We start from the raw sequence: 26712 nt of genomic DNA on the forward strand, positions 1-26712 counted from the left end.
ACCGGCAAGTGAAATAGCCTTCGGGCATAAAAGAAGGGAACGACACGCCATGCTATTACCTTGGCTAATATTTATCCCCTTTATCGGCGGGCTGCTGTGCTGGCAGACTGAGCGCTTTGGGAGCAAAGTACCGCGCTGGATCGCGTTGATTGCGATGGGGCTGACGCTGGCTCTTTCCGTGCAATTGTGGTTGCAGGGAGGATATTCATTAACGACGCCTGCGGGTATTCCACAGTGGCAATCCGAATTTTCGGTGCCGTGGATCCCTCGTTTTGGCATCAGCTTCCATCTGGCGCTGGACGGTTTGTCCCTGCTGATGGTGGTTCTGACCGGTCTGCTGGGTGTTCTGGCGATCCTCTGTTCGTGGCGTGAAATCCAGAAGTATCAGGGCTTCTTCCACCTGAACTTACTGTGGATCCTCGGCGGCGTAATCGGCGTGTTCCTCGCCATCGACATGTTCCTGTTCTTCTTCTTCTGGGAAATGATGCTGGTGCCGATGTACTTCCTGATTGCCTTGTGGGGACACAAAGCGTCAGACGGTAAAACGCGTATCAGCGCAGCAACCAAATTCTTCATCTATACGCAGTCCAGCGGTCTGGTGATGTTGATTGCCATACTCGGTCTGGTGTTTGTGCATTACAACGCCACCGGTGTATGGACGTTCAATTACGCTGACCTGCTGAAAACGCCAATGTCGCACGGTGTAGAATATCTGCTGATGCTCGGTTTCTTCATCGCGTTCGCGGTGAAAATGCCGGTTGTGCCATTGCACGGCTGGTTACCCGATGCACACAGTCAGGCACCGACCGCCGGTTCCGTCGACTTAGCCGGTATCTTGCTGAAAACCGCAGCCTACGGGATGTTGCGTTTCTGTCTGCCGCTGTTCCCGGAAGCGTCTCACCAGTTTGCCCCGATTGCCATGTGGCTGGGTGTGATTGGTATCTTCTACGGCGCGTGGATGGCGTTCTGTCAGACCGACATTAAACGTCTGATTGCATACACCTCCGTATCGCATATGGGCTTCGTACTGATTGCCATCTACACGGGCAGCCAGCTGGCGTACCAGGGCGCAGTGATTCAGATGATTGCACACGGCCTGTCCGCAGCCGGTATGTTCATCATCTGTGGTCAGCTTTACGAACGTCTGCATACCCGTGATATGCGCCAGATGGGCGGATTGTGGGGCCGGATTAAATACCTGCCAGCGTTGTCGCTGTTCTTCGCCGTCGCCACCTTGGGGATGCCGGGTACCGGTAACTTCGTCGGTGAATTCCAGATCCTGTTCGGCAGCTACCCGGTTGTGCCGGTGATCACTGTCATCTCAACCTTTGGTCTGGTGTTCGCTTCGGTTTACTCACTGGTGATGATGCAGCGCGCTTACTATGGCAAAGCAAAATCTGACGAACCGCTGCCGGGCATGACCTCACGCGAACTGTCGATCATCCTGTTACTTGTTGTATTGCTGGTGGCGCTGGGCTTCTACCCGCAGCCAATTCTGGATACTTCAAGCGCCGCGATGAGCAACATTCAGCACTGGTTCGGGTCTTCAGTTTCCACTATTTCAACGACAAGGCCGTAATTCGCCATGACATTTACACTTCAAAATCTGATCGCACTATTACCGCTGATGATCGTCGGATTGACGGTGGTGGTGGTGATGCTGTCCATTGCGTGGCGACGCGACCATTTTCTTAATGCCACTCTGACAGTCATCGGGCTGAACGTTGCCTTACTTTCCCTTTACTACGTCGGACAGGTCGGGCCGCAGGACGTCACACCGTTGCTGCGCGTTGACGGCTACTCGATGTTCTACATCGGGCTGGTGCTGCTGGCGAGTCTGGCCACCAGTACGTTTGCTTACCCGTGGCTGGCCGGTTATCCGGACAACCGTGAAGAGTTCTACCTGTTAGTTCTCATCGCGGCCATGGGCGGCATTCTGCTGGCATGTTCAAACCATCTGGCGTCAATGTTCCTCGGGATCGAACTGATTTCCCTGCCATTGTTCGGCCTGATTGGTTACGCCTACCGCCAGAAACGTTCTCTGGAAGCGGCTATCAAATACATGCTGCTGTCGGCTGCTGCGTCTTCTTTCCTGCTGTTCGGTATGGCACTGCTGTACGCACAGTCCGGTGATTTGTCCTTCGCATCTCTGGGCAAAAATCTGGGTGACGGCGTGATGCTGCATCAGCCACTGCTGATGGCCGGTCTGGGCATGATGATTGTCGGTCTCGGGTTCAAACTGTCGCTGGTTCCGTTCCACCTGTGGACGCCAGACGTTTATCAGGGCGCACCTGCACCGGTTTCGACTTTCCTGGCAACCGCCAGCAAAATCGCAATCTTCGCGGTAGTGATGCGTTTGTTCCTCTACGCGCCGGTGGCTGACAGCGAATCGATCCGGATTGTGCTGAGCATTATTGCGTTCTGCTCAATTCTGGTCGGTAACCTGATGGCAATCAGCCAGAGCAATATCAAACGTCTGCTGGGTTACTCCTCCATCGCTCACCTTGGTTATCTGCTGGTGGCGCTGATTGCGGTACAAACGCATCAGTTGTCGATGGAAACTGTCGGCGTTTACCTGGCCGGTTATCTGTTCAGCAGCCTCGGTGCTTTCGGTGTGGTCAGCCTGATGTCCAGCCCGTACAAAGGTCCGGACGCGGAATCGCTGTTCTCCTACCGTGGTCTGTTCTGGCATAAGCCAATCCTGTCTGCTGTAATGACCGTGATGATGCTGTCACTCGCCGGCATTCCGATGACGCTGGGCTTTATCGGTAAGTTCTACGTGATTGCGACCGGTGTGACCGCGCATCTGTGGTGGCTGACCGGTGCTGTGGTTGTCGGTTCTGCGATTGGTCTTTACTACTATCTGCGCGTAACGGTGAGCCTGTATCTGAGCGCGCCTGAAACGCTGGTTCGTGATACGCCTAATAACTGGGCGCTCACGGCAGGCGGGGTGGTTGTACTGATTTCCGCGATTCTGGTGCTGCTGCTGGGTATCTTCCCGCAACCGCTGATCTCGCTGGTGCAGATGGCGCAACCGCTGCTCTGATAAAGCCTGTACACGCAGTCTGAAAGCTGACAAAGCCGCTCTCATGAGCGGCTTTTTTAATCCTATCGATGCATTTTTGTGATATAAATCACATTTATATGTACGTTCATTCAAAAATTACATTCGTTTTGTGATCTTGCCCATTCCATTATTCCCGCCAATGCGTACACTGCGCGCTTGTTCAGATTCGTATGGATTTACACCATGAATGTTTTAGTGATGATTGCCATAACCACCGGCATCCTCTCCGGTGTCTGGGGCTGGGTGGCCATCAGCCTTGGGCTGATAAGCTGGGCGGGATTCCTCGGATGCACGGCATATTTCGCCTGTCCGCAGGGTGGACTACGCGGATTACTGATCAGTACGCTGACCTGCATGAGCGGTGTCTTTTGGGCGGTCGTCATTATCGCGGGCAGCGCCATGCGCCCCGAATGGAGCATTCTCGGTTACATGCTGACCGGCGTAGTCGCTTTCCTGATGTGCATTCAGGCCCGGCAACAGTGGCTGGCTTTTGTGCCGGGAACATTTATCGGTGCCTGTGCGACTTTTGCCGCGCAGGGCGACTGGCGTCAGGTGGTGGTGTCATTGCTGGTCGGACTGGTATTCGGTTACGCGATGAAAAACAGCGGATTATGGCTGGCGAAACAGCGTGAAAAACCGCGTGCGCAGCTGGAAAAATCCGCCGTTTTTGTGAAAACCAAAGGGTCAGAAGGTTCTTAAAACTCCCGAATTTACGGCAGTTTATGGGATCCGGCGGGCATTTACTCCCGTTCTGCGCTAGGGTTATAGGCAGTGTGAACTTTCACATCATAAGGAGATAAATATGGCTGACCAATTTGAGACACAGCAGAACTCGTTAGATGACGATTTGCGTATGCTGACTGAAACTCTGGAAGAAGTGCTGAAATCTTCCGGTGATAAAGCCGATGAGAAGTATGTCCAAATCAAAGCGCGTGCGGAAAATGCACTGAAAGATATCAAATCGCGCATTGATCCGCAGGCTCGCTCTTACTGCAAAAAAGCCCGCAAAGTTGCAGAACAAACTGACAGCTATGTGCGCGAAAACCCATGGCACGGCGTTGGTGTAGGCGCGGCCGTCGGTCTGGTGGTTGGCCTCCTTCTGCGTCGCTAATCCCGCTGAGCAGGAGCGGTTTTCGCTGCTCCTGCTACCTCACGTTTGATTACTCCTTTCTCTCCTCCTATACTCCTTCTTAGCTAACGTCACTCACTTCAGCTTGATCTGTCGCATATTTTCATTTTTCGTATCGCCGCATAATTCATCCGTAATTGATCCAACCCGTTTTTTGATCCAGAAGGGTATTTCTGCCCGTCACAAAACATCCGGTATGGCCCGAGGTAGCGGTGAAACAAATATCAGCAATCATTGAACAGCTTGATACAGCCCTGGCAGGCGAATGGCCTGATACCGCGGGTATCCGACAGTTCAGTTATTCTCTGCAAAAACAGCCTGACACCGGCCTGCTTGAATGGTTATCCGCACAACCTTGCTATCCAAAATTCTACTGGCAGCAGCGCGATGGCGATGAAGAAGCCGCCGTGTGTGGCGATGCCTATGCGTTTGGCAACCTGTCGCAGGCGCAGGATTTTATCCGCGAGTACCAGGACATTTCCGATCTGCATATCTGGGGCCTGAACGCCTTTAATGCGGACAACGATGACGCCGCATTTGCTGCCAACGCTCTCTTCCTGCCACGCATTGAACTCTGCCGCAAAGGCACCACTTATTGGCTGCGCTGTACCGTTTTCAGCACCCTTTCGTTATGTGATGAAGCGCGCCGGACCCGGTTGTTCCTGCGTTCGCTGGTCGCCAGCCGGGATTTGCCGCCGATCACTTCCCGCGTTATCCAGCACCAGCATTTGCCCGCTCAGCCGCAGTGGAACGAACTGATTTCACAGGCGCTGACCTGTATCGAACAGCAGCAATTCGACAAAGTCGTTCTCGCCCGTAAAACTACCCTAACGCTCAGCCAGCCGCTGAACGCCTGCGCTTTCCTCGCCGCCAGCCGCGAAGTCAATCATCGCTGTTATCACTTTATGCTGGCGTTCACGCCGCAACAGGCTTTTCTGGGATCCAGCCCGGAACGTCTGTTCCTGCGCGACCATACTGAGTTATTCACCGAAGCGCTGGCGGGCACTGTCGCTAATCATCCTGATGATGATGAAGCACAAATGCTGGGTGAATGGCTGCTGAATGACGGCAAAAACCAGCGCGAAAATTTGCTGGTGGTTGATGATATTTGCCAGCGTTTGCAGGGCGGGGCGCATTCTCTGGACGTGATGCCCGCTGAGATTCTGCGGTTACGCAAAGTGCAGCATCTGCGCCGCAGCATCCACGGCGAGCTCGCCGAGGCCGATGACGCCGGATGCCTGCAACGTCTGCAACCGACGGCGGCGGTGGCCGGATTACCGCGTCAGGCCGCGCGTGAATTTATCGCCCGTTATGAGCCATTTGACCGCCAGTGGTACGCCGGTTCTGCCGGGTATCTCAGTTCCGAACAAAGTGAATTTACCGTGGCATTGCGCTCTGCGGCGGTAAAAGGGCAACAGCTGGAACTTTACGCCGGGGCGGGGATTGTCGCCGGTTCTGACGCTGCACAGGAATGGCAGGAAATCGAAAACAAAGCCGCCGGTTTGCGTACTTTGCTGGAAGAGCACTACACGCCTGCCGTTCAGGCCGGATAATCCTTTGCCGGAGTGAGTTCATCATGTCTGTTGCCGTCTTTAACCGTCGCTGGGCGACGCTGATCCTTGAAGCACTGACCCGCCATAATGTGCAGCATGTCTGTATTGCTCCCGGTTCCCGTTCCACGCCGCTGACCCTTGCAGCCGCGGCACATCCGTATCTGATCTGTCACACCCATTTTGACGAACGCGGCCTCGGCCATCTGGCGCTCGGGCTGGCAAAAGCCAGCGGGCAGCGCGTGGCTGTCATTGTCACTTCCGGCACGGCGGTCGCCAATCTTTATCCGGCACTGATCGAAGCCGGGCTGACCGGCGAAAAACTGGTGCTGCTCACCGCCGATCGCCCGCCGGAACTCATTGACTGTGGCGCCAATCAGGCCATCCGCCAGACCGGTATTTTTGCCAGCCATCCGGTTCAGACGCTGGATTTGCCGCGTCCGACGCCGGAAATCAGTGCCCGCTGGCTGGTGTCGGCGCTCGATAACGCGCTGGCGCAGCAGACGCATGGCGCGGTACATATAAATTGCCCGTTTGCTGAGCCGCTTTATGGTGAAGATAACGGTGAACATCAGGTCTGGCTGCAAACGCTGGGCGACTGGTGGCAGGGAGATCAGCCGTGGCTGTCTTATTCGCCGGTGCAGCATCCGGTGGCACCGTCTGACTGGTTTTCATGGCGGCAAAAGCGCGGCGTGATTATCGCCGGTCGTATTTCAGCGCAGGAAAGTGAGCTGGTCGCCCGCTGGGCAGAACTGCTTGGCTGGCCGCTGATAACCGACGTTCAGGCATCAACCGGTAATCCGCTTCCCTGTGCCGATTTATGGCTTGCCTCCCCGCAGGCGCAGGCTGTGCTGTCGAAAACTCAGCTGGTCATTCAGTTTGGCGGCGGTTTAACCGGTAAGCGTTTGCTGCAATGGCAGGCCGCGTGCCAGCCGGAGGAATACTGGCTGATCGACACCTTACCGGGCAGGCAGGATCCGGCGCAGCATCGTGGCCACCGTATTCAGGCCGATGTCGCTGAGTGGCTTCTGGCGCACCCTGCGCAGCCTCAGCCGGACTGGGCAGAAGAGCTGGAACAGTGTTCCCAACGCGCGCTAAACGCCGTGGAAAATCGTCTTGAAGGCACCTTTGGCGAGGCCGCGGTGGCGTGCTGTCTTCCCGCTTTATTGCCGGAGCACGGTCAGCTTTTTCTTGGCAACAGCCTGATTGTCCGGCTCGTGGATGCTTTCGCGCAGTTGCCTGCAGGTTATCCGGTTTTCGCCAACCGCGGCGCCAGCGGAATTGACGGCCTGCTTTCAACAGCCGCCGGTGTTCAGCGCGCAACCTGCAAACCCACACTGGTGCTTCTCGGCGATATCTCCGCACTTTACGATTTAAACGCGTTGGCGCTGATGCGCCAGTGTTCCGCCCCGACGGTCATCATCGTGGTGAACAATAACGGCGGGCAGATTTTCTCTTTGTTACCGACGCCGGAGGCTGAGCGTCAGCGTTTTTACTGCATGCCGCAAAACGTTGAATTCAGCCATGCGGCAGCGATGTTTGGTCTGGATTACGCCTGCCCGGATTCCATGAGCACGTTACGCGACGCCGTCAGCCAGTGCTGGCAGCACGGCGGCGTAAAACTTATCGAGCTGAAAGTCAGTGAAACGGAAGGCGCTGAGTGTCTGCGTGATTTAGTCAGAGAGGTCAGCGCATCATGACGCTGGCCTGCACGCGGCTCAGTGGCGACGCCGAAGGGCGTCCGTGGCTGGTCTTTCTCCACGGTTTGCTGGGCAGTGCGGAAGACTGGCAGCCGCTTTTGCCTTCGCTGACCGGATGGCCGTGCTTACGGGTGGATTTGCCGGGGCACGGGCGTTCCACCGCGATTACCGCCGCTGGTTTTGCCGACGTCAGTCAGTTGCTGACCGACACGCTGAACGGGCAGGGCATAACTTCTTACTGGCTGATCGGTTATTCGCTGGGCGGGCGCATCAGCCTGTATCACGCCTGTCACGGCGACACGTCCGGCTTGCAGGGTGTGCTGGTGGAAGGTGCACATCCCGGGCTGACCTGTCCGGCGGAACGCGCGCAGCGCCGTCATCACGATCAGCAATGGGCTGCGCGTTTCACGCAAGCATCCTGGCCGCAGACACTCGCCAGCTGGTATCAGCAGCCGGTGTTTTCCAGCCTGACGGACGAACAGCGCGCCGGGCTGGTTTTATTGCGTGAGGGCAATAATCCCCGCGCCGTTGCCGCGATGCTGGCCTCCACGTCGCTGTCGGTGCAGCCGGATTTGCGGCCTGAACTGCGTCTGCTTTCACGTCCACTGGCGTGGCTGTGTGGCAGTGCCGACACCAAATTTATCCATCTTGCACAGCAGTCCGGTTTCGAACTGCGTACCGTCGCCAATGCCGGGCATAACGCCCATCGTGACAATCCGGCGGAATTTGCCCGTCAGGCGCTGGCGTTCATTAATTCACCTGTCTTAAAGGAAGTTGAGCATGATTTATCCTGATGAAAAAGAACTGTATGCGCCGGTTGAATGGCGTGATTGCACCGGCGAATTCGAAGATATCCGTTATCACAAATCTGCAGATGGCATCGCTAAAATCACCATCAACCGTCCGCAGGTGCGTAATGCGTTTCGCCCGCTGACCGTCAAAGAAATGATCCGTGCGCTCGACGATGCCCGTAACGACGAAGGTATTGGCGTGATCGTGCTGACCGGCGAAGGCGAAAAAGCCTTCTGCGCCGGCGGTGATCAGAAAGTCCGCGGCGATTACGGCGGCTATCAGGACGCCAGCGGCGTGCACCACCTGAACGTGCTGGATTTTCAGCGTCAGATCCGTACCTGCCCGAAACCTGTTGTGGCGATGGTAGCCGGTTTCTCCATCGGCGGCGGACACGTTCTGCATATGATGTGCGACCTGACGATTGCCGCGGATAACGCCATCTTTGGCCAGACCGGCCCGAAAGTCGGTTCCTTCGACGGCGGCTGGGGCGCTTCTTATATGGCGCGCATCGTCGGCCAGAAAAAAGCCCGCGAAATCTGGTTCTTGTGCCGTCAGTACGACGCGAAAGCCGCGCTGGAAATGGGCCTGGTTAACACTGTAGTTCCGCTGGCCGATCTGGAAAAGGAAACGGTGCGCTGGTGCCGCGAAATGCTGGAAAACAGCCCGATGGCGCTGCGTTGCCTGAAAGCTGCACTCAATGCTGACTGCGACGGTCAGGCCGGGTTGCAGGAACTGGCGGGTAACGCCACGATGCTGTTCTACATGACCGACGAAGGTCAGGAAGGGCGCAACGCGTTTAACGAAAAACGCCAGCCGGACTTCAGCAAATTTAAGCGTAATCCGTAATGCGCCGCGCCACGGTGTACCGGTATAGCCTGCCGATGGAGGCGGGCGTGGTGCTGCGCAATCAGCGTCTGAAAACGCGTGACGGTTTGCTGGTATCACTGTGGCAGGACGATAAAACCGGCTGGGGCGAAATTGCGCCGCTGCCCGGTTTTAGTCAGGAGGCGTTGCCGCAGGCGCAGGATGCCGTTCAGCACGGGCTGAGCCAGTGGGTGCAGGGCGCATCGCTGACGGCGGTTGCGTCGGCGTTCAGCAGTTTGCCTTCTGTGGCGTTCGGCCTCAGTTGTGCCGATGCGGAATTGCGCGGCGAATTGCCTGAAGTCATGAGTTTGCGCTGTGCGCCGCTGTGTCATGGCGATCCGAACGAACTGTATGCGCGTCTGGGTGAATTGCCGGGTGATTTATTTGGCCAGAAAGTCGCCAAAGTGAAAGTCGGTTTGTACGAATCGGTAGGCGACGGGCTGAATGTCAGCATGTTGCTGGAGGCGTTGCCGGAGCTGCGTTTACGCCTCGACGCTAACCGCAGCTGGACGCCGGTCAAAGCCGAGGGGTTTGCCCGTCACGTCGCCCCTGAGCTGCGTTCCCGCATCGCTTTTATCGAAGAACCCTGCCTGACGCGTGAACAATCCCGCGATTTTTCCCGTACCACCGGCATTAAGATTGCCTGGGACGAAAGCGTGCGCGAGCCCGGTTTTACCGTTCAGGCCGAGCCGGGTCTGGCGGCAATCATCATCAAACCTACGCTGACGGGAAGCCTGTTACGCTGCCGCCAGCTGATTGCGCAGGCCCACGCGGCGGGGCTGGAAGCAGTCATCAGTTCATCGATTGAATCCAGCCTCGGGCTGACGCAGCTGGCGCGTATCGCGCAATGGCTGACGCCCGACGCCGTGCCGGGGCTCGATACACTGGATCTGATGCAGGCGCAGTTGATCCGGCAATGGCCGGGTTCCACACTCCCGCTGACGGATGTTTCTCAACTGGAAAAGGTATGGCAGAGCAAATGATCAATGACTGGCCGTGGCGTGAACGGGCGAACCGTTCGCCGTTTGCCATGGCGCTGAAAGCCGGGGATATCACCTGGTGCTGGCGTGATTTGCAACATCGTGTTGATTCACTGGCCGCCGGATTTATTCAGCAGGGCGTCAGTAAAGGCGCGGGTGTTGTGCTGCGCAGTAAAAACAGTCTGGATGCGCTGCTCAGTTATCTGGCGCTGTTGCAGACTGGCGCGCGTTTACTGCCGCTGAATCCGCAGTTGCCGCAAGGTCTTTGCGAAAAATTATTACCCCAGCTGGACATCAGTTTTGTGCTGGATCTGACCGGACAGCCGCTGTCCCTGAGCCAGACGCCGCTGCATTTGCGTAACGCGTTTTCCGTCAGCTGCGTTTCATGGCAGCCGGAGCGTATTGCAACAATGACGCTCACTTCCGGCTCCAGCGGGTTGCCGAAAGCCGCAGCGCATACCCTTTCCGCTCATCTTGCCAGTGCGCGCGGCGTTCTGGGTTTGATTCCGTTTACACACAACGACAGCTGGCTGCTTTCGCTGCCGCAGTTTCATGTATCGGGGCAGGGGATTATCTGGCGATGGCTTACCGCCGGTGCCACGCTGGTGCTGGCTGGGGATAAAAATATCGAGACCGCGCTGGCGGAATGCAGCCATGCGTCGCTGGTGCCGACGCAGCTCTGGCGTTTGTTGCAACAAACGGCATTCCCGGCGTCCCTGCGACACGTTCTGCTCGGCGGTGCGCAGATCCCGCTGGAGCTGACCACGCAGGCCGAAAAGGCTGGTGTGCAGTGCTGGTGCGGTTACGGGATGACGGAAACGGCGTCCACGGTGACGGCCAAACGCGCTGATGCGTCGGCGGGTGTGGGCATGCCGCTGGCCGGAAAAGACGTCCGTATTTCTGACGAAGAAATCCTGATCCGTGCCGACAGTCTGGCGGCCGGTTACTGGAAAAACGGTAGTCTGATGCCGCTGACGGATGCCGATGGCTGGTTGCATACCCGCGATCGCGGCGGGTGGCATGCAGGAGAACTGTTTATCGCCGGGCGTCTGGATAATCTGTTTTTCAGCGGCGGCGAAGGCATTCAGCCGGAAGATATCGAAAAAGTGCTGGTCAGCCATCCTCAGGTTTCGCAGGCTTTTGTGGTTCCCGTTGCTGATGAACAGTTCGGACATCGTCCGGTGGCGGTGCTCGACGCACAGGCCGGGCTGGTTTATGCGGAACTGAATCTCTGGCTTAGCCGGAAATTACCGCATTTCCAGTTGCCGGTGGCGTATCACGCGTTGCCCGAAACGCTGGCGCAGGGCGGTATCAAAATCTCCCGGCTGCGCATCCGGCAGTGGATTGAAACGCTGACCGCGTAGACGAAAAAAGGGCCGCATTGCGCGGCCCTTATCATTGCTTACGGTGTAAACCTGATCAGGCTTTCAGTGCTTCTTCTACGCCCGCGCCATACGCCGGATCGACTTTGTAGAACAGGTCGAGCTGGCGTAGTTGCGTTTCAGGTGACGCATGCTTCAGTTCACCGGCAATGCGCGCAAACATACGCTGATGTTCGGCTTCAGACAGCAGGTTAAACAGCAAACGCGGCTGAGTGAAATAATCATCATCTTCACGATGATTCCAGTGATCGGCTGCGCCCTCAATGCTCAGCGGCGGTTCGCTGAAATCGGGCTGTTCCTGGAATAAACCTGCGCTGTTCGGCTCGTACGTCACGCCGTTACCGCTGTTGCCGTCAACGCGCATCGCGCCGTCGCGGTGATAATTATGGAACGGGCATTTTGGTGCGTTCACCGGGATCTGATGATGGTTCACGCCCAGACGGTAACGGTGCGCGTCGCCGTAAGAGAACAGGCGCCCCTGCAACATTTTGTCCGGGGAGAAGCCGATGCCCGGCACCACGTTCGCCGGGCTCATCGCCACCTGCTCAACTTCGGCAAAGTAGTTTTCCGGATTACGGTTCAGCTCGAATTCACCGACCTCAATCAGCGGATAATCGCTGTGCAACCAGACTTTGGTCAGGTCAAACGGGTTGTACGGCAGTTGGGAGGCTTCCGCTTCCGGCATGATTTGCACGAACAGTTTCCAGCGCGGGAAATCGCCGCGTTCGATGGCGTCATACAGGTCGCGCTGTGAACTTTCGCGGTCGGTGCCGACCAGTTTTTCGGCTTCATCGTCCATCAGGTTTTCAATACCCTGCTGGCAGCGGAAATGGAATTTCACCCAGAAACGCTCATTTTCTGCGTTGATAAAGCTAAAGGTGTGGCTGCCGAAACCGTGAATGTGGCGGTAAGACGTTGGCAGGCCACGGTCACTGACGTCGATGGTCAGCTGATGCAACGCTTCCGGCAGATGCGAGAAGAAATCCCATTTATACGCCGGGTTACGCAGGTTAGTGCGCGGGTCGCGTTTCACGACGTGGTTCAGATCCGGGAACTTCAGCGGGTCACGCAGGTAAAATACCGGCGTGTTATTACCGACCAAATCCCAGTTGCCTTCTTCGGTGTAAAACTTCATGGAGAAGCCGCGGATATCACGTTCTGCATCCGCCGCGCCGCGCTCACCGGCCACGGTAGAGAAACGGATAAACATGTCGGTTTGCTTGCCGATTTCAGAGAAGATCTTCGCGCGGGTGTACTGCGTAATATCGTGCGTCACGGTGAAGGTACCGTGCGCGCCGGAACCTTTCGCGTGCATTCGACGCTCAGGGATCACTTCGCGGTCGAAGTGCGCTAATTTCTCAAGAAACCAGACATCCTGCAGAAGCAGCGGGCCACGGCGGCCAGCGGTGATGACATTGTTATTATCGACGACGGGTGCGCCAGAGGCTGTTGTTAATCCTTTCTTCGTCATGACAATTCCTTTCAGTTTGAAACGGGTGTGGGGTAAAAGGGGCTGTGGAAGCCTTTTTACATTCCTTGTCTGAGGGTTGCTTTCCTAAGCAAAATTCACTCTACCCACAAGTAATAAACCCTATATTGATCAGGGGCAAATAGGCTGGAGTTATCATTCCGATTAGAAATCGTCGTTTCATCAATGAAATCGATGTTTCTTACAATTTACCGCCTTTTCGCGAATGTTTTAAAGTTCCAAAAAGTTGTTACAACAGAGTGAATTGCTTTAGACTTCACGCGGAAGAATCATTGTCGTTTAGCAATTATTTAGGATAAATAATGAAAAAGTTTCTTGTCGCTGGTGTTGCTGCCAGCCTGATGTTCGCGGCTGCTTCTGCAAATGCAATCAGCGTGAATGGTGAAGTTGGCGAGCATTACACTCACTTAGGCGTGGGCTTCGGCACCACTTCTCCGGGTCTGGCTTTAAGCGGTGACTGGACACATAACGATGACGACGGCGATGTTGCCGGTCTGGGTCTGGGCTACAACATCCCGCTGGGTCCGTTCATGGCCACCGTCGGCGGTAAAGGGCTTTACACCAACCCGAAAGACGGCGACGAAGGTTACGCGGCAGCAGTTGGTGGCGGCCTGCAATTGCCAATCGCTAAACTGTTCACCCTGTACGGTGATTACTATTATTCCCCGGATTCACTGTCCAGCGGCATTGGCAACTATAAAGAAGCTAATGCAGGCGTGCGTCTGACCGCGATTCCGTTAGTGACCGTGAGCGTGGGTTACCGGTACATGGCGCTGGACGGCAAAGATGGCAACCGTGACAACATCGTGGCTGATGGCGCATACCTCGGCGGCGCCATCAACTTCTGATCCCCGTCCTCTTTCGGGAAATCTCCTGATAAGCCTGCTTAGCAGGCTTTTTTTTCGCCTGAATGTTCACTTCCGCACTCTCACTTTGTGCTTTTGCAATTGTGTTTCGGCCCGAGCCTTTCTACAGTGGAGTGACAAAAACAGAAGGAGAACGGGATGCTTAGGGTTGAGATGCTGAGTACGGGTGACGAAGTGCTGCACGGCCAGATTGTGGATACCAATTCTGCGTGGCTGGCGAATTATCTGTTCGAACAGGGTTTACCGATGACCAGCCGCGAAACCGTGGGTGACAGTCTCGACGCGCTGGTGGCCGTTCTCGAAGAACGCAGCCATATCGCGGATGTGCTGATTGTAAACGGCGGTTTAGGGCCAACAACGGATGATTTAAGTGCGCTGGCCGCGGCTAAAGCCTGCGGCGTAGAACTGGTGGAGAATGCCGGCTGGATTGAAACCATGCAGGCATTCTTTAATGAACGTGGCCGTCCGATGGCCGAATCTAACCGTAAACAGGCACAAATTCCGGCCAATGCCGAACTGCTGGATAACCCGGTCGGCACCGCCTGCGGGTTTAGCGTCAGGCTCAACCGCTGTCAAATCTTCTTCACGCCGGGCGTACCTTCTGAATTTAAAGTGATGGTGGAGCAGCAAATCGTTCCGCGACTTCACAAACAATTTCCCGCACTTGAAGCGCCGTTGTGTCTGCGTCTGACCACGTTCGGACGCGGCGAAAGCGATCTCGCCACCGAACTGGATAAACTTGAACTGCCGGAAGGTGTGGTGATGGGTTACCGTTCGTCATCGCCGATTATCGAGCTGAAAGTCACCGGCCCGCGTTCGCAGGAAGCCGCGATGCACAAAGCGTTTGAGCGTGTACGGGAAGTGGCGGGGGAGAGCACGATTTTCGAAGGGCTGGGCAGTCTGCCAGATCGTCTGGCTGAGCGTCTGCTGGCACAAAATCTGCGTCTTGCGGTGAGTGAAAGTTTCACCGGTGGTCTGCTGAACTGGCGGCTGCAAAGCGCAGGTGTTCCGCTGGCAGGAGGAGAGCTGCTGGCGCACAGCGAAGAAGCGTCACCGGAAAAATCCCTCGAATGCCTGCTGGCGCGGGCTCAGGGGCTGGCGGAAAAAACCGGCGCACAACTCGCACTGGCTGTCGGCGCACTGTCCGGCGAACACCTGAGTCTGGCACTGCATACGCCGTCCGGCACCAGCGGATTAACGATTCGTTACACCGCGACGCGACACGGTCTTACGTTACGGCAGGAGACGATGGCGATGGTGGCAATGGATATGCTGCGCAGGTATCTGAACGGATGGGATCCGGTGGCGGATTATCCGTGGTTGGATCGGGTGGCGAAGGTTTAGCTTTGTAAAGCTAGTGAAACTTTAAGTTCAAGGTCGTGGGCGTCGGCCCACACCGACCAGAGGGAGAATAAACCTTCTCCCTCTGGACTCCCGCGTTTTTTCACTGCGCGCTATCGCTGGGCCGATGGACATGTTCTGGTACATCGGCGTGTGGCGCGAAATCTTGCCGCTGCGCGGTGCCTTCTCTCGGTCTTCGAGCCATAGGTCTCGAAGCCGCTCCGTTCAGCAAGATTCCTGAATCGCCCGCACGATCTTAAATTCAAAGACAGACTATTTTTCATCTTTAGATAAGTTGATTGGCGTGCTCAAAAATGGCACCGAATGAATGGTTCGAGACCTGAGGCTCGACACCTGAAATTCGGGAATCGCGCAGCGATGGCATTTTGCGCCACTCACAATTGCGTCAGAAACATGTCCGTCGTGCCCGCGATAGCGCGCAGTGAAAGAGCCCGGGGGGTCTTGGGGGGCGGCGGCGATAAGCCGTCCCCCAAGTCGGTGTGGGCCGACGCCCACGACCTTGATTTTGATTTTGATTTAGAATTTAAACCGGAAGCCAATCTCAACAGCGGGCACGGGCAGCAGCCCGCTAAAATTCAACTTCAATATCCCCCACCGGCAGGCAGCAGCATGGAAGGACATCTCCTTCTGCCACAAACGCCAGAGGTTTCTCACTGTACTCAACCGTCCCGCGAACGAGCTTTATGCGACATGAACCGCAATAACCTTCCCGGCACTGGTATTCCACTTCAACCTGATGATGTTCAAACACTTCCAGCAAGTTCCGGTGCTCTGCGTTACAGACCAGTTGCTGGCCGTTTGCTGAAAGTGTGATGGTTCTGTCCGTCATTTACAGCTCGAAATCACTAAGATCATCCGCATGCACTTCAGAGTCAATCTGACCGACCAGATAGGAGCTGACTTCCACTTCCTGCGGTGCAACCTGCACGTTGTCGGACACCAGCCAGGCGTTGATCCACGGAATTGGGTTAGAGCGGGTTTTAAAGGGCGCATCCAGACCCACAGCCTGCATACGGATGTTGGTGATGTACTCGACGTACTGGCACAGAATGTCTTTGTTCAGGCCGATCATCGAGCCGTCTTTGAACAGATATTCAGCCCAGTCTTTTTCCTGCTGCGCGGCGAGCACGAACAAATCATGGCATTCCTGCTGACATTCCAGCGCGATCTCAGCCATTTCCGGATCGTCCTGACCTGAGCGAAGCAGGTTCAGCGCGTGCTGCGTGCCGGTCAGATGCAGGGCTTCGTCACGGGCGATCATCTTGATGATTTTCGCGTTGCCTTCCATCAGTTCACGTTCTGCGAACGCAAACGAACAGGCGAAGCTGACGTAGAAACGCACGGCTTCCAGGGCGTTGACACTCATCAGACAGATGTAGAGTTTTTTCTTCAGTTCACGCAGGTTTACCACGACAGTTTTGCCGTTAACCTGATGCGTGCCTTCGCCCAGCAGGTGGTAGTAGCTGGTCATCTCAATCAGCGTATCGTAATAGCCGGAGATATCTTTCGCGCGCTTGAGGATTTCTTCGTTGGTCACGATATCGTCAAACACAATCGCCGGATCGTTAACGATGTTGCGGATAATGTGCGTGTAAGAACGCGAGTGAATAGTTTCTGAGAACGCCCAGGTTTCGACCCAGGTTTCCAGCTCCGGGATAGAAATCAGCGGCAACAGCGCGACGTTCGGGCTGCGGCCCTGAATGGAATCGAGCAGCGTCTGGTATTTCAGGTTGCTGAGGAAGATGTGCTTTTCGTGATCCGGCAGTGCCTGGAAATCGATACGGTCACGGGAAACATCAATCTCTTCCGGACGCCAGAAGAAGGACAGCTGCTTTTCGATCAGTTTTTCAAAGATTTCATGCTTCTGCTGGTCGAAACGGGCAACGTTAACCGACTGGCCAAAGAACATTGGCTCAAGAAGCTGATCGTTTTTATTCTGGGAAAAAGTACTGTAGGCCATAACTTCCTCGAAATTCTCGGCAAAAACCCCCTGACGGGGGTTTTGAATAATAATTGAGTTAAAACAGACGATTAGATTTTGCAGGCGCCGCTTTCGCAGTCATCAGCCACTTCAGCTTTCATGTCTTCCTGCACATCGTCAGCACCGTCGCGAGTGTTCTGATAGTACAGCGTTTTCACGCCAAATTTGTAGGCCGTGAGCAGGTCTTTCAACAACTGTTTCATCGGCACTTTGCTGTTCGGGAAGCGCGACGGGTCGTAGTTAGTATTAGACGAAATCGCCTGGTCGATGAATTTCTGCATCACGCCAACCAGTTGCAGATAACCGTCGTTGTTCGGCATATCCCACAGCAGTTCGTACTGATCTTTCAGACGCTCATATTCCGGCACAACCTGACGCAGGATCCCGTCTTTCGACGCTTTGATACTGATATGACCGCGTGGTGGCTCGATACCGTTGGTGGCATTGGAAATCTGAGAAGACGTCTCGGAAGGCATCAGCGCGGACAACGTAGAGTTACGCAGGCCGTGGGTTTTGATACTTTCTCGCAGGGAATCCCAGTCCAGATGCAGCGGCTCGTCGCAAATCGCATCCAGATCTTTCTTGTACGTATCCACCGGCATGATGCCTTGTGAATAGGTAGTTTCGTTGAACCACTGACACGCGCCTTGCTCTTTCGCCAGCTCGTTGGAGGCTTTCAGCAGGTAATACTGAATGGCTTCAAACGTTTTGTGCGTCAGGTTGTTGGCGCTGCCGTCGGAATAACGCACGCCGTTTTTCGCCAGATAATACGCGTAGTTGATCACGCCGATACCCAGCGTACGACGGCCCATCGCGCCACGTTTCGCGGCTTTGATCGGGTAATCCTGATAATCAAGCAGGGCGTCAAGGGCACGAACTGCCAGCACTGCCAGCTCTTCCAGATCGTCGAGGCTTTCGATAGCGCCGAGGTTGAAAGCAGACAGCGTACACAGCGCGATTTCGCCGTTTTCGTCGTTCACATCGTCCAGCGGTTTGGTTGGCAGCGCGATTTCCAGACACAGGTTAGACTGGCGAACTGGCGCGATTGCCGGATCAAACGGGCTGTGGGTGTTGCAGTGGTCAACGTGCTGAATGTAGATACGGCCTGTAGAAGCACGTTCCTGCATCATCAGCGAAAACAGCTCAACCGCTTTTACTTTCTGCTTACGGATGCTGGCGTCCTGCTCGTACTTCTCGTAGAGACGTTCGAACTCGTCCTGATCGGCAAAGAAGGCATCGTACAGGCCTGGCACGTCGGACGGGCTGAACAGCGTGATATCGCCGCCTTTCACCAGACGCTGATACATCAGTTTGTTGATCTGCACGCCGTAGTCCATATGACGGACGCGGTTACCTTCAACACCACGGTTGTTTTTCAGCACCAGCAGGCTTTCGACTTCCAGATGCCACATCGGGTAGAACAGCGTCGCTGCGCCGCCGCGAACGCCGCCCTGAGAACAGGATTTCACGGCGGTCTGGAAGTGTTTGTAGAACGGGATACAACCGGTGTGGAACGCTTCGCCGCCACGGATCGGGCTGCCCAGCGCACGGATGCGACCGGCGTTGATGCCGATACCGGCACGTTGGGAAACGTATTTCACGATAGCGCTGGACGTCGCGTTGATGGAATCCAGGCTGTCGCCACATTCAATCAGAACGCAGGAGCTGAACTGACGGGTTGGGGTGCGCACGCCAGACATGATCGGCGTAGGCAGAGAAATTTTGAAGGTAGAAATCGCGTCATAGAAACGTTTGATGTAATCCAGACGGGTTTCACGCGGGTAGCCGGAGAACAGGCAGGCCGCGACCAGAATGTACAGAAACTGTGCGCTTTCGTAGATATCGCCGGTCACGCGGTTCTGTGCCAGATATTTCCCTTCCAGCTGCTTCACAGCGGCGTAGGAGAAATTCATGTCGCGCCAGTGGTCAATAAAACTGTCCATCTGCTCGAACTCTTCAGCCGTGTAGTCTTCCAGCAGATGTTTGTCGTATTTACCCATTTCAACCATGCGCGTGACCTGGTCGATCAGTTTTGGCGGTTCAAACTGGCCGTAGGCTTTTTTACGCAGGTGGAAGATTGCCAGACGGGCGGCCAGATATTGGTAATCCGGGGCATCTTTGGAGATCAGGTCGGCAGCCGCTTTGATAATCGTTTCATGAATATCAGCGGTTTTAATCCCGTCATAGAACTGGATGTGTGAACGAAGTTCTACTTGAGAAACTGATACGTTTTGAAGACCTTCCGCTGCCCAGTCAATGACACGGTGGATTTTATCAAGGTTGATGCGTTCTGTGCGGCCATCACGTTTAGTAACAAGCAGACTTTGGTTCATTCGGTGTGATACCTCAAAGGTTTATACAGTGCCTGACCTGGCCGTGAAAACACGCGCGACAGCACAAAGAGTCCCTTGTGTGCTGGTCAGGATATAAACACAATATATTGTGGGTTTGTTATTTTCTGATGACAAGATAGTGACTGAATGGCCCTTTTGCAAGTGAACAAAATGGCCTGTTTTGTGGATAAGTTGGGGAGAAATTTTTGCCTCAAGCCTGAGGAGTCCGTCATTGCTGGCGCGACAAACCTGTCAATATCTGAGATACGATTTTCTTATATTTTTGCGAAAGGTGATCGACTGCCGGTTTATTAAACGTTAGAAAAAAACGCTATATTGATCTGGATAACTATTCTAAAAAAACATGTTGCGTCTGCCGGATGAACCAACGCCCTAAAAACTAAGGTTTAAGTGAAATTATGAGCAGGGATGTTTGGGTAAAGTCTGAAGATTTCAGCCCGGAACGCATCTTCCGGGCTTGACGCAGGGGTGATTTCGGGCACTCAGCTCACGCTGTTATTTTCAGCCTGCGTATGAATCATGTAATTCACATCGACGTTTGGCCCGAGTTTGAAATGGTCGGTCAGCGGGTTGTAATGCAGCCCCATAATGTGGCGTTCAAACAGCGGCGTGCGGTCAATCATGTTCAGCAGCTCTGACGGCTTGATGAACTTTTTGATGTCATGCGTGCCCTTCGGCACCATCTTCAGCACGTATTCCGCGCCGAAAATCGCCATCAGCCAGGCTTTGTTATTACGGTTGATGGTGGAGAAGAAAACGTGGCCGCCGGGCTTTACCAGACGGGCGCAGGCCGCAACCACTGACGCCGGGTCCGGTACGTGTTCCAGCATTTCCATACAGGTCACGACATCGTACTGCTGCGGATGCGCATCGGCATGTGCTTCGACAGTTTCCTGCACGTAAGTGACTTTCACACCGCTTTCCAGCGCATGCAGACGCGCGACCTGCAACGGCTCGCCGCCCATGTCCAGACCGGTCACTTCTGCGCCAGCCACCGCCATGCTTTCACTTAAAATTCCGCCGCCGCAGCCGACGTCGAGAACCTTCTTCCCGAACAGGCCGTCGGCGCGCTCCAGAATGTAGTTCAGACGAAGTGGATTAATGCGGTGAAGGGGTTTGAATTCGCCTTCCAGATCCCACCAGCGCGAGGCGACGGCCTCAAACTTGGCGATTTCTTCATGGTCAATATTCTGTGGCTTAGAGGCCGGTGTGGTTGTCATGAGCGTGATGAACTCCTTATATCCAGATGAGCGGATTATACATATTCCGTCCGGTTTGGTTCAGTTTTGTCGCGACTGACTAATCTTTGTACGAATTCACGCGCTTTGCGCAAAGGTTTGAATCATGTTGGATAATACTGCGCAAAAGGGGGAGGTTGTTTTCCACGTTTGGCTGGTTTGTGGTATAGTTTTACACCTTTGCGCTATATATGCCTACGTGGGCAGCGGCCATGAATAATCAGTAGAGGGATAGCAGCTCCATGAGCGACCTTGCCAGAGAAATCACACCGATTAACATCGAAGAAGAGCTGAAAAACTCTTACCTGGATTATGCGATGTCCGTTATTGTCGGACGTGCGCTCCCAGATGTGCGCGATGGTTTGAAACCGGTGCACCGGCGCGTACTTTTCGCAATGAATGTTCTCGGTAACGACTGGAATAAAGCCTACAAAAAATCGGCCCGTGTGGTCGGTGACGTTATCGGTAAATATCACCCGCACGGTGATACTGCTGTTTATGACACCATCGTTCGTATGGCTCAGCCTTTTTCACTTCGCTACATGCTGGTGGACGGGCAGGGTAACTTCGGTTCGGTGGATGGCGACTCCGCCGCCGCCATGCGTTATACCGAAATCCGCATGTCAAAAATTGCACACGAATTGCTGGCAGACTTAGAAAAAGAAACTGTCGATTTCGTGCCAAACTATGACGGCACCGAACAAATTCCTGCGGTAATGCCAACGCGTATTCCTAACCTGCTGGTTAACGGCTCGTCAGGTATCGCGGTCGGTATGGCGACGAACATTCCGCCGCATAACCTCACTGAGGTGATCAACGGCTGTCTGGCGTACATCGAAGATGAAAACATCAGCATTGAAGGGCTGATGGAACACATCCCGGGGCCAGATTTCCCGACGGCGGCGATCATCAATGGCCGTCGTGGTATCGAAGAAGCTTACCGTACAGGCCGTGGCAAAATCTCCATCCGTGCCCGCGCTGAAGTGGAAGCGGACGCCAAAACCGGTCGCGAAACCATCATTGTTCACGAGATCCCGTATCAGGTGAACAAAGCCCGTCTGATCGAAAAGATCGCCGAGCTGGTGAAAGAAAAGCGTGTCGAAGGCATCAGCGCACTGCGTGATGAGTCCGACAAAGACGGTATGCGTATCGTCATTGAAATCAAACGCGACGCTGTCGGTGAAGTGGTTCTGAATAACCTCTATTCACTGACGCAGCTGCAAACGTCTTTCGGCATCAACATGGTGGCATTGCACCAGGGTCAGCCGAAAATTCTCGGTCTGAAAGAGATCCTGTCTGCGTTTGTCCGTCACCGTCGTGAAGTCGTCACGCGTCGTACTATCTTCGAACTGCGTAAAGCCCGTGACCGTGCACATATCCTTGAAGCACTGGCCATCGCGCTGGCAAACATCGACCCAATCATTGAACTGATCCGTGCTGCACCGACGCCGGCTGAAGCGAAAGCGGGCCTGATCGCGCGTTCATGGGATCTGGGTAACGTTGCTGCGATGCTGGCAAGCGCCGGTGATGATGCGGCTCGTCCTGAATGGCTGGAATCACAGTTTGGTATTCACGACGGTAAATACTTCCTGACTGAACAGCAGGCACAGGCGATTCTGGATCTGCGCTTGCAGAAACTGACCGGCCTTGAGCACGAAAAACTGCTGGATGAATACAAAGAGCTGCTGGTGCAAATCGCCGAGCTGCTGTTCATCCTGTCCAGCCCTGAGCGTCTGATGGAAGTCATTCGTGAAGAACTGGAAGCGATCCGCGATCAGTATAACGATCCGCGTCGCACAGAAATTACGGCGAACTCTTCTGACATCAACATCGAAGACCTGATCAATCAGGAAGACGTTGTGGTGACATTGTCGCATCAGGGGTATGTGAAATATCAGCCTCTGACCGACTATGAAGCGCAGCGTCGCGGTGGTAAAGGCAAATCAGCCGCACGCATTAAAGAAGAAGACTTTATCGACCGTCTGCTGGTGGCTAACACCCATGACACCATTCTGATGTTCTCAAGTCGCGGACGTCTGTACTGGATGAAAGTCTATCAGTTGCCGGAAGCCAGCCGCGGTGCCCGTGGCCGACCGATCGTCAACTTACTGCCGCTTGAGCCAAACGAACGTATTACCGCCATTCTGCCAGTACGCGAGTACGAAGAAGGCCGTCATGTGTTCATGGCAACCGCAAGCGGTACCGTGAAGAAAACTGCTCTGACCGATTTCAGCCGTCCGCGCAGCGCCGGCATCATCGCCATTAACCTGAACGAGGGTGATGAGCTGATTGGTGTTGACCTGACTGACGGTAAAGACGAAGTCATGCTGTTCTCTGCCGCCGGTAAAGTGGTGCGCTTCTCCGAAGAAGCCGTCCGCTCGATGGGCCGTACGGCGACCGGTGTACGCGGTATCCGTCTGGGCGAAGGCGACAGCGTTGTGTCCCTGATTATCCCACGCGGCGACGGTTGTATTCTGACTGTGACGCAAAACGGCTTCGGTAAACGGACTGAGTCCACAGAATATCCAACCAAATCCCGTGCAACGCAGGGCGTTATCTCAATCAAAGTGAGCGAGCGTAACGGACCGGTTGTTGGCGCGATTCAGGTAGATGAAGCGGATCAGATCATGATGATCACCGACGCCGGTACGCTGGTGCGTACCCGTGTTTCTGAAGTGAGTACAGTAGGCCGTAACACCCAGGGTGTGACGCTTATCCGTACCGCAGAAGAAGAACACGTCGTCGGTCTGCAACGTGTTGCAGAGCCGGTAGAAGACGAAGAACTGGATGGCGTAGCCACTGAAGCGGGCGAACTGGAAGCGGCACAAGCAGCCGATTTGCCGGACGACGCAGAAGGTGAAGACGATCAGCCAGCTGAAGACGACGAAGCATAAGTTTTCTTAGTCGGATAAAAGAAGGGCATAACATGGCAACGTGTTATGCCTTTTTTATTAACATCGTATTTTTTAGAAACCACGACAATAGTGTATTCTGAATCCTAAACGTATCCTGCTCACTGAGCCGTTACACCGATGGTTAATCCTTGAAATATCTTGCTTCGTTTCGAACAACGCTAAAAATATCCCGCTATCTGTTCCGGGTGCTGGCGCTTATGTTGTGGACACTGGGTGTGCTGCTGACCACCTTTTATGTGCTGAATATCTTCCACAACAAAGAATCTGAGATCCGCGATGAGGATAACCTCAACTACGATCTGGCGCAGAGCTACGTCAAAAACTCCAATGACGTCATGCACAGCATAAAGTTTATGGCCGAGAAGCGTCTCAGCGATTCCATGAACGGGCTGGATATCATCAATGGCATGATCAGCACCAAAAGCACGCCGCCGACCTATCTTTCGCTGTTTCCTGAGTCCGATTGTTCTCAGATAAACAGCAGCTACCGCAACTCGCTTGCGTCGCTTGGTAACATGATCCATTACTGGAAAGACAATTTTTCCGATGCTTACGATCTGAACCGTGTGTTCTATATCAGCGGCGAGAATTTGTGTCTGGTGGATTTTGGGGTCAGCAGCGAACCGCTGGAGCGTGAAAGTCAGGAGCAGCTGAAATCGTTGCATGAGAAAATCCTGCAATACCGCAACGGTAAAAACCAGGACAAGGCCAACAGCCTGTACTGGGTGTCGCAGTCCGGTAATAAAGATTCCGGCTATCTGTATGTATTAACTCCAATTTATGTCGGTAATAAACTCGAAGCGCTGATGGGTATTCAGCAAAATTTGCGTCTTGAAGATTTACTGAATCCTAATGCCCAGCACACCGGCGTGACGCTGCTGGATGAAGACGATCAGCCGTTGCTGAGCATTTCTGAAGATGACGGTAACACGGCGACGCTGGGAAATTACCCGGAAGAAAGCTCTTATTTCGGCTACATGAACGGCTATAAAGATCTCATTTATAAAAAGCCGCTGACACCATCCACGCTGAGCGTAGTCTATTCAATGCCGTTCAACACGCTGCTTGAACGGTTCAAGATACTGATTTTCAACGCCGTATTGCTGAATATCTTCTCCGGTCTGCTGCTGTTTATTCTGGCCTGGGTATTTGAGCGTAAGATGTTCTTACCGGCGGAAGAAAACGCGTTCCGTCTGGAAGAACATGAGCAGTTTAACCATAAAATCGTTGCCTCGGCGCCGGTAGGAATTTCGATTCTGCGCATCAGTGATGGCGTGAATATCCTGAGTAATGAGCTGGCGCATAATTATATCAATATGCTGACGCAGGAAGACCGCCAGCGTATTACGCGGATCATCTGCGACCAGCAGGTCAATTTTGTTGATGTGATTACCAAGAATAACAACAACATCCAGCTGAGTTTCGTTCACTCTCGCTACCGGAATGAAGACGTGGCGATCTGCGTTCTGATAGACGTCAGCTCGCGGGTGAAAATGGAGGAATCACTCCAGGAAATGGCCAATGCGGCGGAACAGGCCAGCCAGTCGAAATCCATGTTCCTGGCGACGGTCAGCCATGAATTGCGTACGCCGCTGTATGGGATTATCGGTAACCTGGATTTACTGCAAACGCAGGGGCTGCCGCAGGGCGTTGACCGTCTGGTAACGGCGATGAACAACTCCTCGGCGCTTTTACTGAAAATCATCAGCGACATTCTCGACTTCTCGAAAATTGAATCCGAGCAGCTGAAAATCGAGCCGCAGGAATTTTCGTGCCGTGAAGTAATTACCCACATTGCCGGCAACTATCTGCCGCTGGTGGTGAAAAAGCACCTCGGCCTTTACTGTTTTATCGAGCACAACGTGCCGCTGTCGTTTAACGGCGATCCGGTGCGTTTGCAGCAGGTCATTTCGAATATCCTGAATAACGCGATCAAATTTACCGATACCGGCTGTATCGTTTTGAACGTCAGAACCTGCGGTAATTATCTGGAATTCCAGGTGCGCGATACCGGCGTGGGCATCCCGGAGCGGGAAATCACCCGCCTGTTTGACCCGTTCTTCCAGGTCGGAACCGGCGTGCAGCGCCACTTCCAGGGCACCGGGCTCGGGCTGGCGATTTGTGAAAAGCTGATCAACCTGATGGATGGCGACATTGACGTTGAATCCGAACCGGGGCTGGGCAGTTCGTTTACCGTGCGTATTCCGTTGTACAACGCCACGTTCCCGTCCGAGGAACCGCTCGATAACTGGCAGGACAAAACGGTCTGGCTGGATGTGCGTAACGCGTATCTGGAAAGCTATCTGATGCAGCTGCTGCGTTACCACGGCGCGAATATTCAGCGCTTTGAGGCAGGAATGCAAAGCCAGCGCGAAGATGTGCTGATCACCGATACGCCGCTCATCCTCAAAGGTGAACTGGCGGCACAGATTGAGTTTTCTATCGCGCACATCGGGCCGCCGGTCGAGACACGCCCGGGGTACTGGGTTCACAGCACCTCGACGCCGCTGGAAATCACCGCGCTGCTTAACCGTATTTACCGGCTGGAAACGTCAGCAGAAGAAGGCGGTTTACCGGCACCGGAAGCCACTGTGGTTCACGATTACAGCGATATCACATTGCTGGTGGTGGATGACCATCCGATCAACCGGCGTCTGCTGGCAGATCAGCTGGGCACGATGGGATACGTCGTGGTGACGGCGAATGACGGTATGGACGCGCTGGACGCCATGCGTTCCCATGAAATCGACATCGTTCTCAGTGACGTAAACATGCCACGGCTGGATGGTTACGGGCTGACCCAAAAACTGCGTGAGCTGGGCCATACGCTGCCGGTGATTGGCGTGACTGCCAACGCACTGGCCGAACAACGTCAGCGTTGTCTGGAAGCGGGGATGGATAACTGCCTGTCGAAACCGGTCACGCTGGAGACGTTGCGCGATACGCTGAGTTACTACAGCGCGCTGGTTCGCAAGAAACGGGAAAGTGAGCAGTAATAGAAAAGCAAAAGGCACCCGGAGGTGCCTTTTTTATGTCTTAACGT

General features: G+C 54.5%; 19 protein-coding genes. 14 read left to right on the forward strand and 5 right to left on the reverse strand.

The genetic code is table 11. From position 1 onward, the window contains the following. Positions 1-49 precede the first annotated feature (49 nt). The 10 genes from nuoM to menE all read left to right on the forward strand — a co-directional run bounded on the left by nuoM (position 50) and on the right by menE (position 11446). Entirely contained in the window at positions 50-1579 is a 1530-nt protein-coding gene (nuoM, locus tag J8X26_RS11020; protein ID WP_152324363.1) for an NADH-quinone oxidoreductase subunit M, read from the forward strand. Between the two features lie 6 nt (positions 1580-1585). After that, positions 1586-3046, forward strand: coding sequence for an NADH-quinone oxidoreductase subunit NuoN (gene nuoN, locus J8X26_RS11025; RefSeq protein ID WP_015696468.1), 1461 nt, complete (start codon positions 1586-1588; stop codon positions 3044-3046). Positions 3047-3250: 204 nt separating this feature from the next. After that, positions 3251-3766 carry a DUF1097 domain-containing protein gene (locus tag J8X26_RS11030; protein ID WP_208950900.1) on the forward strand — a complete coding sequence of 172 codons (516 nt, stop codon included), beginning with the start codon at positions 3251-3253 and terminating at the stop codon, positions 3764-3766. 103 nt (positions 3767-3869) lie between these two features. Beyond that, positions 3870-4178 (forward strand): DUF883 family protein, encoded by a 309-nt coding sequence (locus tag J8X26_RS11035; protein ID WP_152324361.1) that lies wholly within the window; start codon positions 3870-3872, stop codon positions 4176-4178. 230 nt (positions 4179-4408) lie between these two features. After that, complete coding sequence (menF, locus tag J8X26_RS11040; RefSeq protein ID WP_208950901.1) at positions 4409-5749, forward strand: isochorismate synthase MenF; 1341 nt, start codon at positions 4409-4411, stop codon at positions 5747-5749. Positions 5750-5772: 23 nt separating this feature from the next. Next, on the forward strand, positions 5773-7446 hold the full coding sequence (gene menD, locus J8X26_RS11045) for a 2-succinyl-5-enolpyruvyl-6-hydroxy-3-cyclohexene-1-carboxylic-acid synthase (RefSeq protein ID WP_208950902.1): 1674 nt from the start codon (positions 5773-5775) through the stop codon (positions 7444-7446). After that, the gene (gene menH, locus J8X26_RS11050; RefSeq protein ID WP_152324358.1) at positions 7443-8240 is read left to right on the forward strand and encodes a 2-succinyl-6-hydroxy-2,4-cyclohexadiene-1-carboxylate synthase; all 798 of its coding nucleotides are present in this window, start codon (positions 7443-7445) and stop codon (positions 8238-8240) included. The genes menD and menH overlap by 4 nt, the downstream gene beginning before the upstream one ends. Further along, complete coding sequence (gene menB / locus J8X26_RS11055; RefSeq protein ID WP_152324357.1) at positions 8227-9084, forward strand: 1,4-dihydroxy-2-naphthoyl-CoA synthase; 858 nt, start codon at positions 8227-8229, stop codon at positions 9082-9084. Before menH ends, menB begins: the two co-directional genes overlap by 14 nt. Continuing rightward, positions 9084-10085: an o-succinylbenzoate synthase gene (gene menC, locus J8X26_RS11060; protein WP_152324356.1), complete on the forward strand. Its 1002-nt coding sequence runs from the start codon at positions 9084-9086 to the stop codon at positions 10083-10085. The genes menB and menC overlap by 1 nt, the downstream gene beginning before the upstream one ends. Next, complete coding sequence (gene menE, locus J8X26_RS11065) at positions 10070-11446, forward strand: o-succinylbenzoate--CoA ligase (protein WP_208950903.1); 1377 nt, start codon at positions 10070-10072, stop codon at positions 11444-11446. Before menC ends, menE begins: the two co-directional genes overlap by 16 nt. A 55-nt stretch (positions 11447-11501) precedes the next feature. Here the strand turns inward: menE and J8X26_RS11070 are convergent, their stop codons facing one another. Beyond that, entirely contained in the window at positions 11502-12935 is a 1434-nt protein-coding gene (locus J8X26_RS11070; RefSeq protein ID WP_165058275.1) for a catalase, read from the reverse strand. Positions 12936-13255: 320 nt separating this feature from the next. On the opposite strand from J8X26_RS11070, the gene J8X26_RS11075 reads away from it, so the two are divergent. Both J8X26_RS11075 and J8X26_RS11080 read left to right on the forward strand, forming a co-directional pair. Then, positions 13256-13801: a YfaZ family outer membrane protein gene (locus J8X26_RS11075; RefSeq protein WP_152324353.1), complete on the forward strand. Its 546-nt coding sequence runs from the start codon at positions 13256-13258 to the stop codon at positions 13799-13801. A gap of 156 nt (positions 13802-13957) precedes the next feature. Next, the gene (locus J8X26_RS11080; RefSeq protein ID WP_208950904.1) at positions 13958-15163 is read left to right on the forward strand and encodes a nicotinamide mononucleotide deamidase-related protein YfaY; all 1206 of its coding nucleotides are present in this window, start codon (positions 13958-13960) and stop codon (positions 15161-15163) included. 586 nt (positions 15164-15749) lie between these two features. Here J8X26_RS11080 and yfaE read toward each other — a convergent pair. The 4 genes from yfaE to ubiG form a co-directional block, all read right to left on the reverse strand. Beyond that, positions 15750-16010: a class I ribonucleotide reductase maintenance protein YfaE gene (yfaE, locus tag J8X26_RS11085; protein WP_208950905.1), complete on the reverse strand. Its 261-nt coding sequence runs from the start codon at positions 16008-16010 to the stop codon at positions 15750-15752. Then, on the reverse strand, positions 16011-17141 hold the full coding sequence (gene nrdB / locus J8X26_RS11090) for a class Ia ribonucleoside-diphosphate reductase subunit beta (RefSeq protein WP_013574613.1): 1131 nt from the start codon (positions 17139-17141) through the stop codon (positions 16011-16013). A gap of 71 nt (positions 17142-17212) precedes the next feature. Continuing rightward, complete coding sequence (nrdA, locus tag J8X26_RS11095; protein WP_165058269.1) at positions 17213-19495, reverse strand: class 1a ribonucleoside-diphosphate reductase subunit alpha; 2283 nt, start codon at positions 19493-19495, stop codon at positions 17213-17215. 503 nt (positions 19496-19998) lie between these two features. Beyond that, complete coding sequence (gene ubiG / locus J8X26_RS11100) at positions 19999-20736, reverse strand: bifunctional 2-polyprenyl-6-hydroxyphenol methylase/3-demethylubiquinol 3-O-methyltransferase UbiG (protein WP_152324347.1); 738 nt, start codon at positions 20734-20736, stop codon at positions 19999-20001. 260 nt (positions 20737-20996) lie between these two features. On the opposite strand from ubiG, the gene gyrA reads away from it, so the two are divergent. Continuing rightward, a complete protein-coding gene (gene gyrA / locus J8X26_RS11105) occupies positions 20997-23648 on the forward strand; it encodes a DNA topoisomerase (ATP-hydrolyzing) subunit A (RefSeq protein WP_208950906.1) in 2652 nt (883 codons plus the stop codon). Positions 23649-23797: 149 nt separating this feature from the next. Further along, complete coding sequence (gene rcsC, locus J8X26_RS11110; RefSeq protein WP_208950907.1) at positions 23798-26665, forward strand: two-component system sensor histidine kinase RcsC; 2868 nt, start codon at positions 23798-23800, stop codon at positions 26663-26665. The last annotated feature ends 47 nt before the right edge of the window (positions 26666-26712 follow it).

The organism is Rahnella sp. ChDrAdgB13, assembly GCF_017655185.1.
In the GTDB taxonomy this organism is placed as follows: domain Bacteria; phylum Pseudomonadota; class Gammaproteobacteria; order Enterobacterales; family Enterobacteriaceae; genus Rahnella; species Rahnella contaminans.

What these genes read in the sequence shown, in the direction of transcription:
- menB (WP_152324357.1), top strand. Translation starts at nt 8,227, where the DNA reads ATGATTTATCCTGATGAAAAAGAACTGTATGCGCCGGTTGAATGGCGT.
- J8X26_RS11035 (WP_152324361.1), top strand. Translation starts at nt 3,870, where the DNA reads ATGGCTGACCAATTTGAGACACAGCAGAACTCGTTAGATGACGATTTG.
- ubiG (WP_152324347.1), bottom strand. Translation starts at nt 20,736, where the DNA reads ATGACAACCACACCGGCCTCTAAGCCACAGAATATTGACCATGAAGAA.
- menC (WP_152324356.1), top strand. Translation starts at nt 9,084, where the DNA reads ATGCGCCGCGCCACGGTGTACCGGTATAGCCTGCCGATGGAGGCGGGC.
- nrdA (WP_165058269.1), bottom strand. Translation starts at nt 19,495, where the DNA reads ATGAACCAAAGTCTGCTTGTTACTAAACGTGATGGCCGCACAGAACGC.
- menD (WP_208950902.1), top strand. Translation starts at nt 5,773, where the DNA reads ATGTCTGTTGCCGTCTTTAACCGTCGCTGGGCGACGCTGATCCTTGAA.
- menE (WP_208950903.1), top strand. Translation starts at nt 10,070, where the DNA reads ATGGCAGAGCAAATGATCAATGACTGGCCGTGGCGTGAACGGGCGAAC.
- J8X26_RS11080 (WP_208950904.1), top strand. Translation starts at nt 13,958, where the DNA reads ATGCTTAGGGTTGAGATGCTGAGTACGGGTGACGAAGTGCTGCACGGC.
- nrdB (WP_013574613.1), bottom strand. Translation starts at nt 17,141, where the DNA reads ATGGCCTACAGTACTTTTTCCCAGAATAAAAACGATCAGCTTCTTGAG.
- J8X26_RS11075 (WP_152324353.1), top strand. Translation starts at nt 13,256, where the DNA reads ATGAAAAAGTTTCTTGTCGCTGGTGTTGCTGCCAGCCTGATGTTCGCG.
- gyrA (WP_208950906.1), top strand. Translation starts at nt 20,997, where the DNA reads ATGAGCGACCTTGCCAGAGAAATCACACCGATTAACATCGAAGAAGAG.
- yfaE (WP_208950905.1), bottom strand. Translation starts at nt 16,010, where the DNA reads ATGACGGACAGAACCATCACACTTTCAGCAAACGGCCAGCAACTGGTC.
- menH (WP_152324358.1), top strand. Translation starts at nt 7,443, where the DNA reads ATGACGCTGGCCTGCACGCGGCTCAGTGGCGACGCCGAAGGGCGTCCG.
- nuoM (WP_152324363.1), top strand. Translation starts at nt 50, where the DNA reads ATGCTATTACCTTGGCTAATATTTATCCCCTTTATCGGCGGGCTGCTG.
- J8X26_RS11070 (WP_165058275.1), bottom strand. Translation starts at nt 12,935, where the DNA reads ATGACGAAGAAAGGATTAACAACAGCCTCTGGCGCACCCGTCGTCGAT.
- nuoN (WP_015696468.1), top strand. Translation starts at nt 1,586, where the DNA reads ATGACATTTACACTTCAAAATCTGATCGCACTATTACCGCTGATGATC.
- J8X26_RS11030 (WP_208950900.1), top strand. Translation starts at nt 3,251, where the DNA reads ATGAATGTTTTAGTGATGATTGCCATAACCACCGGCATCCTCTCCGGT.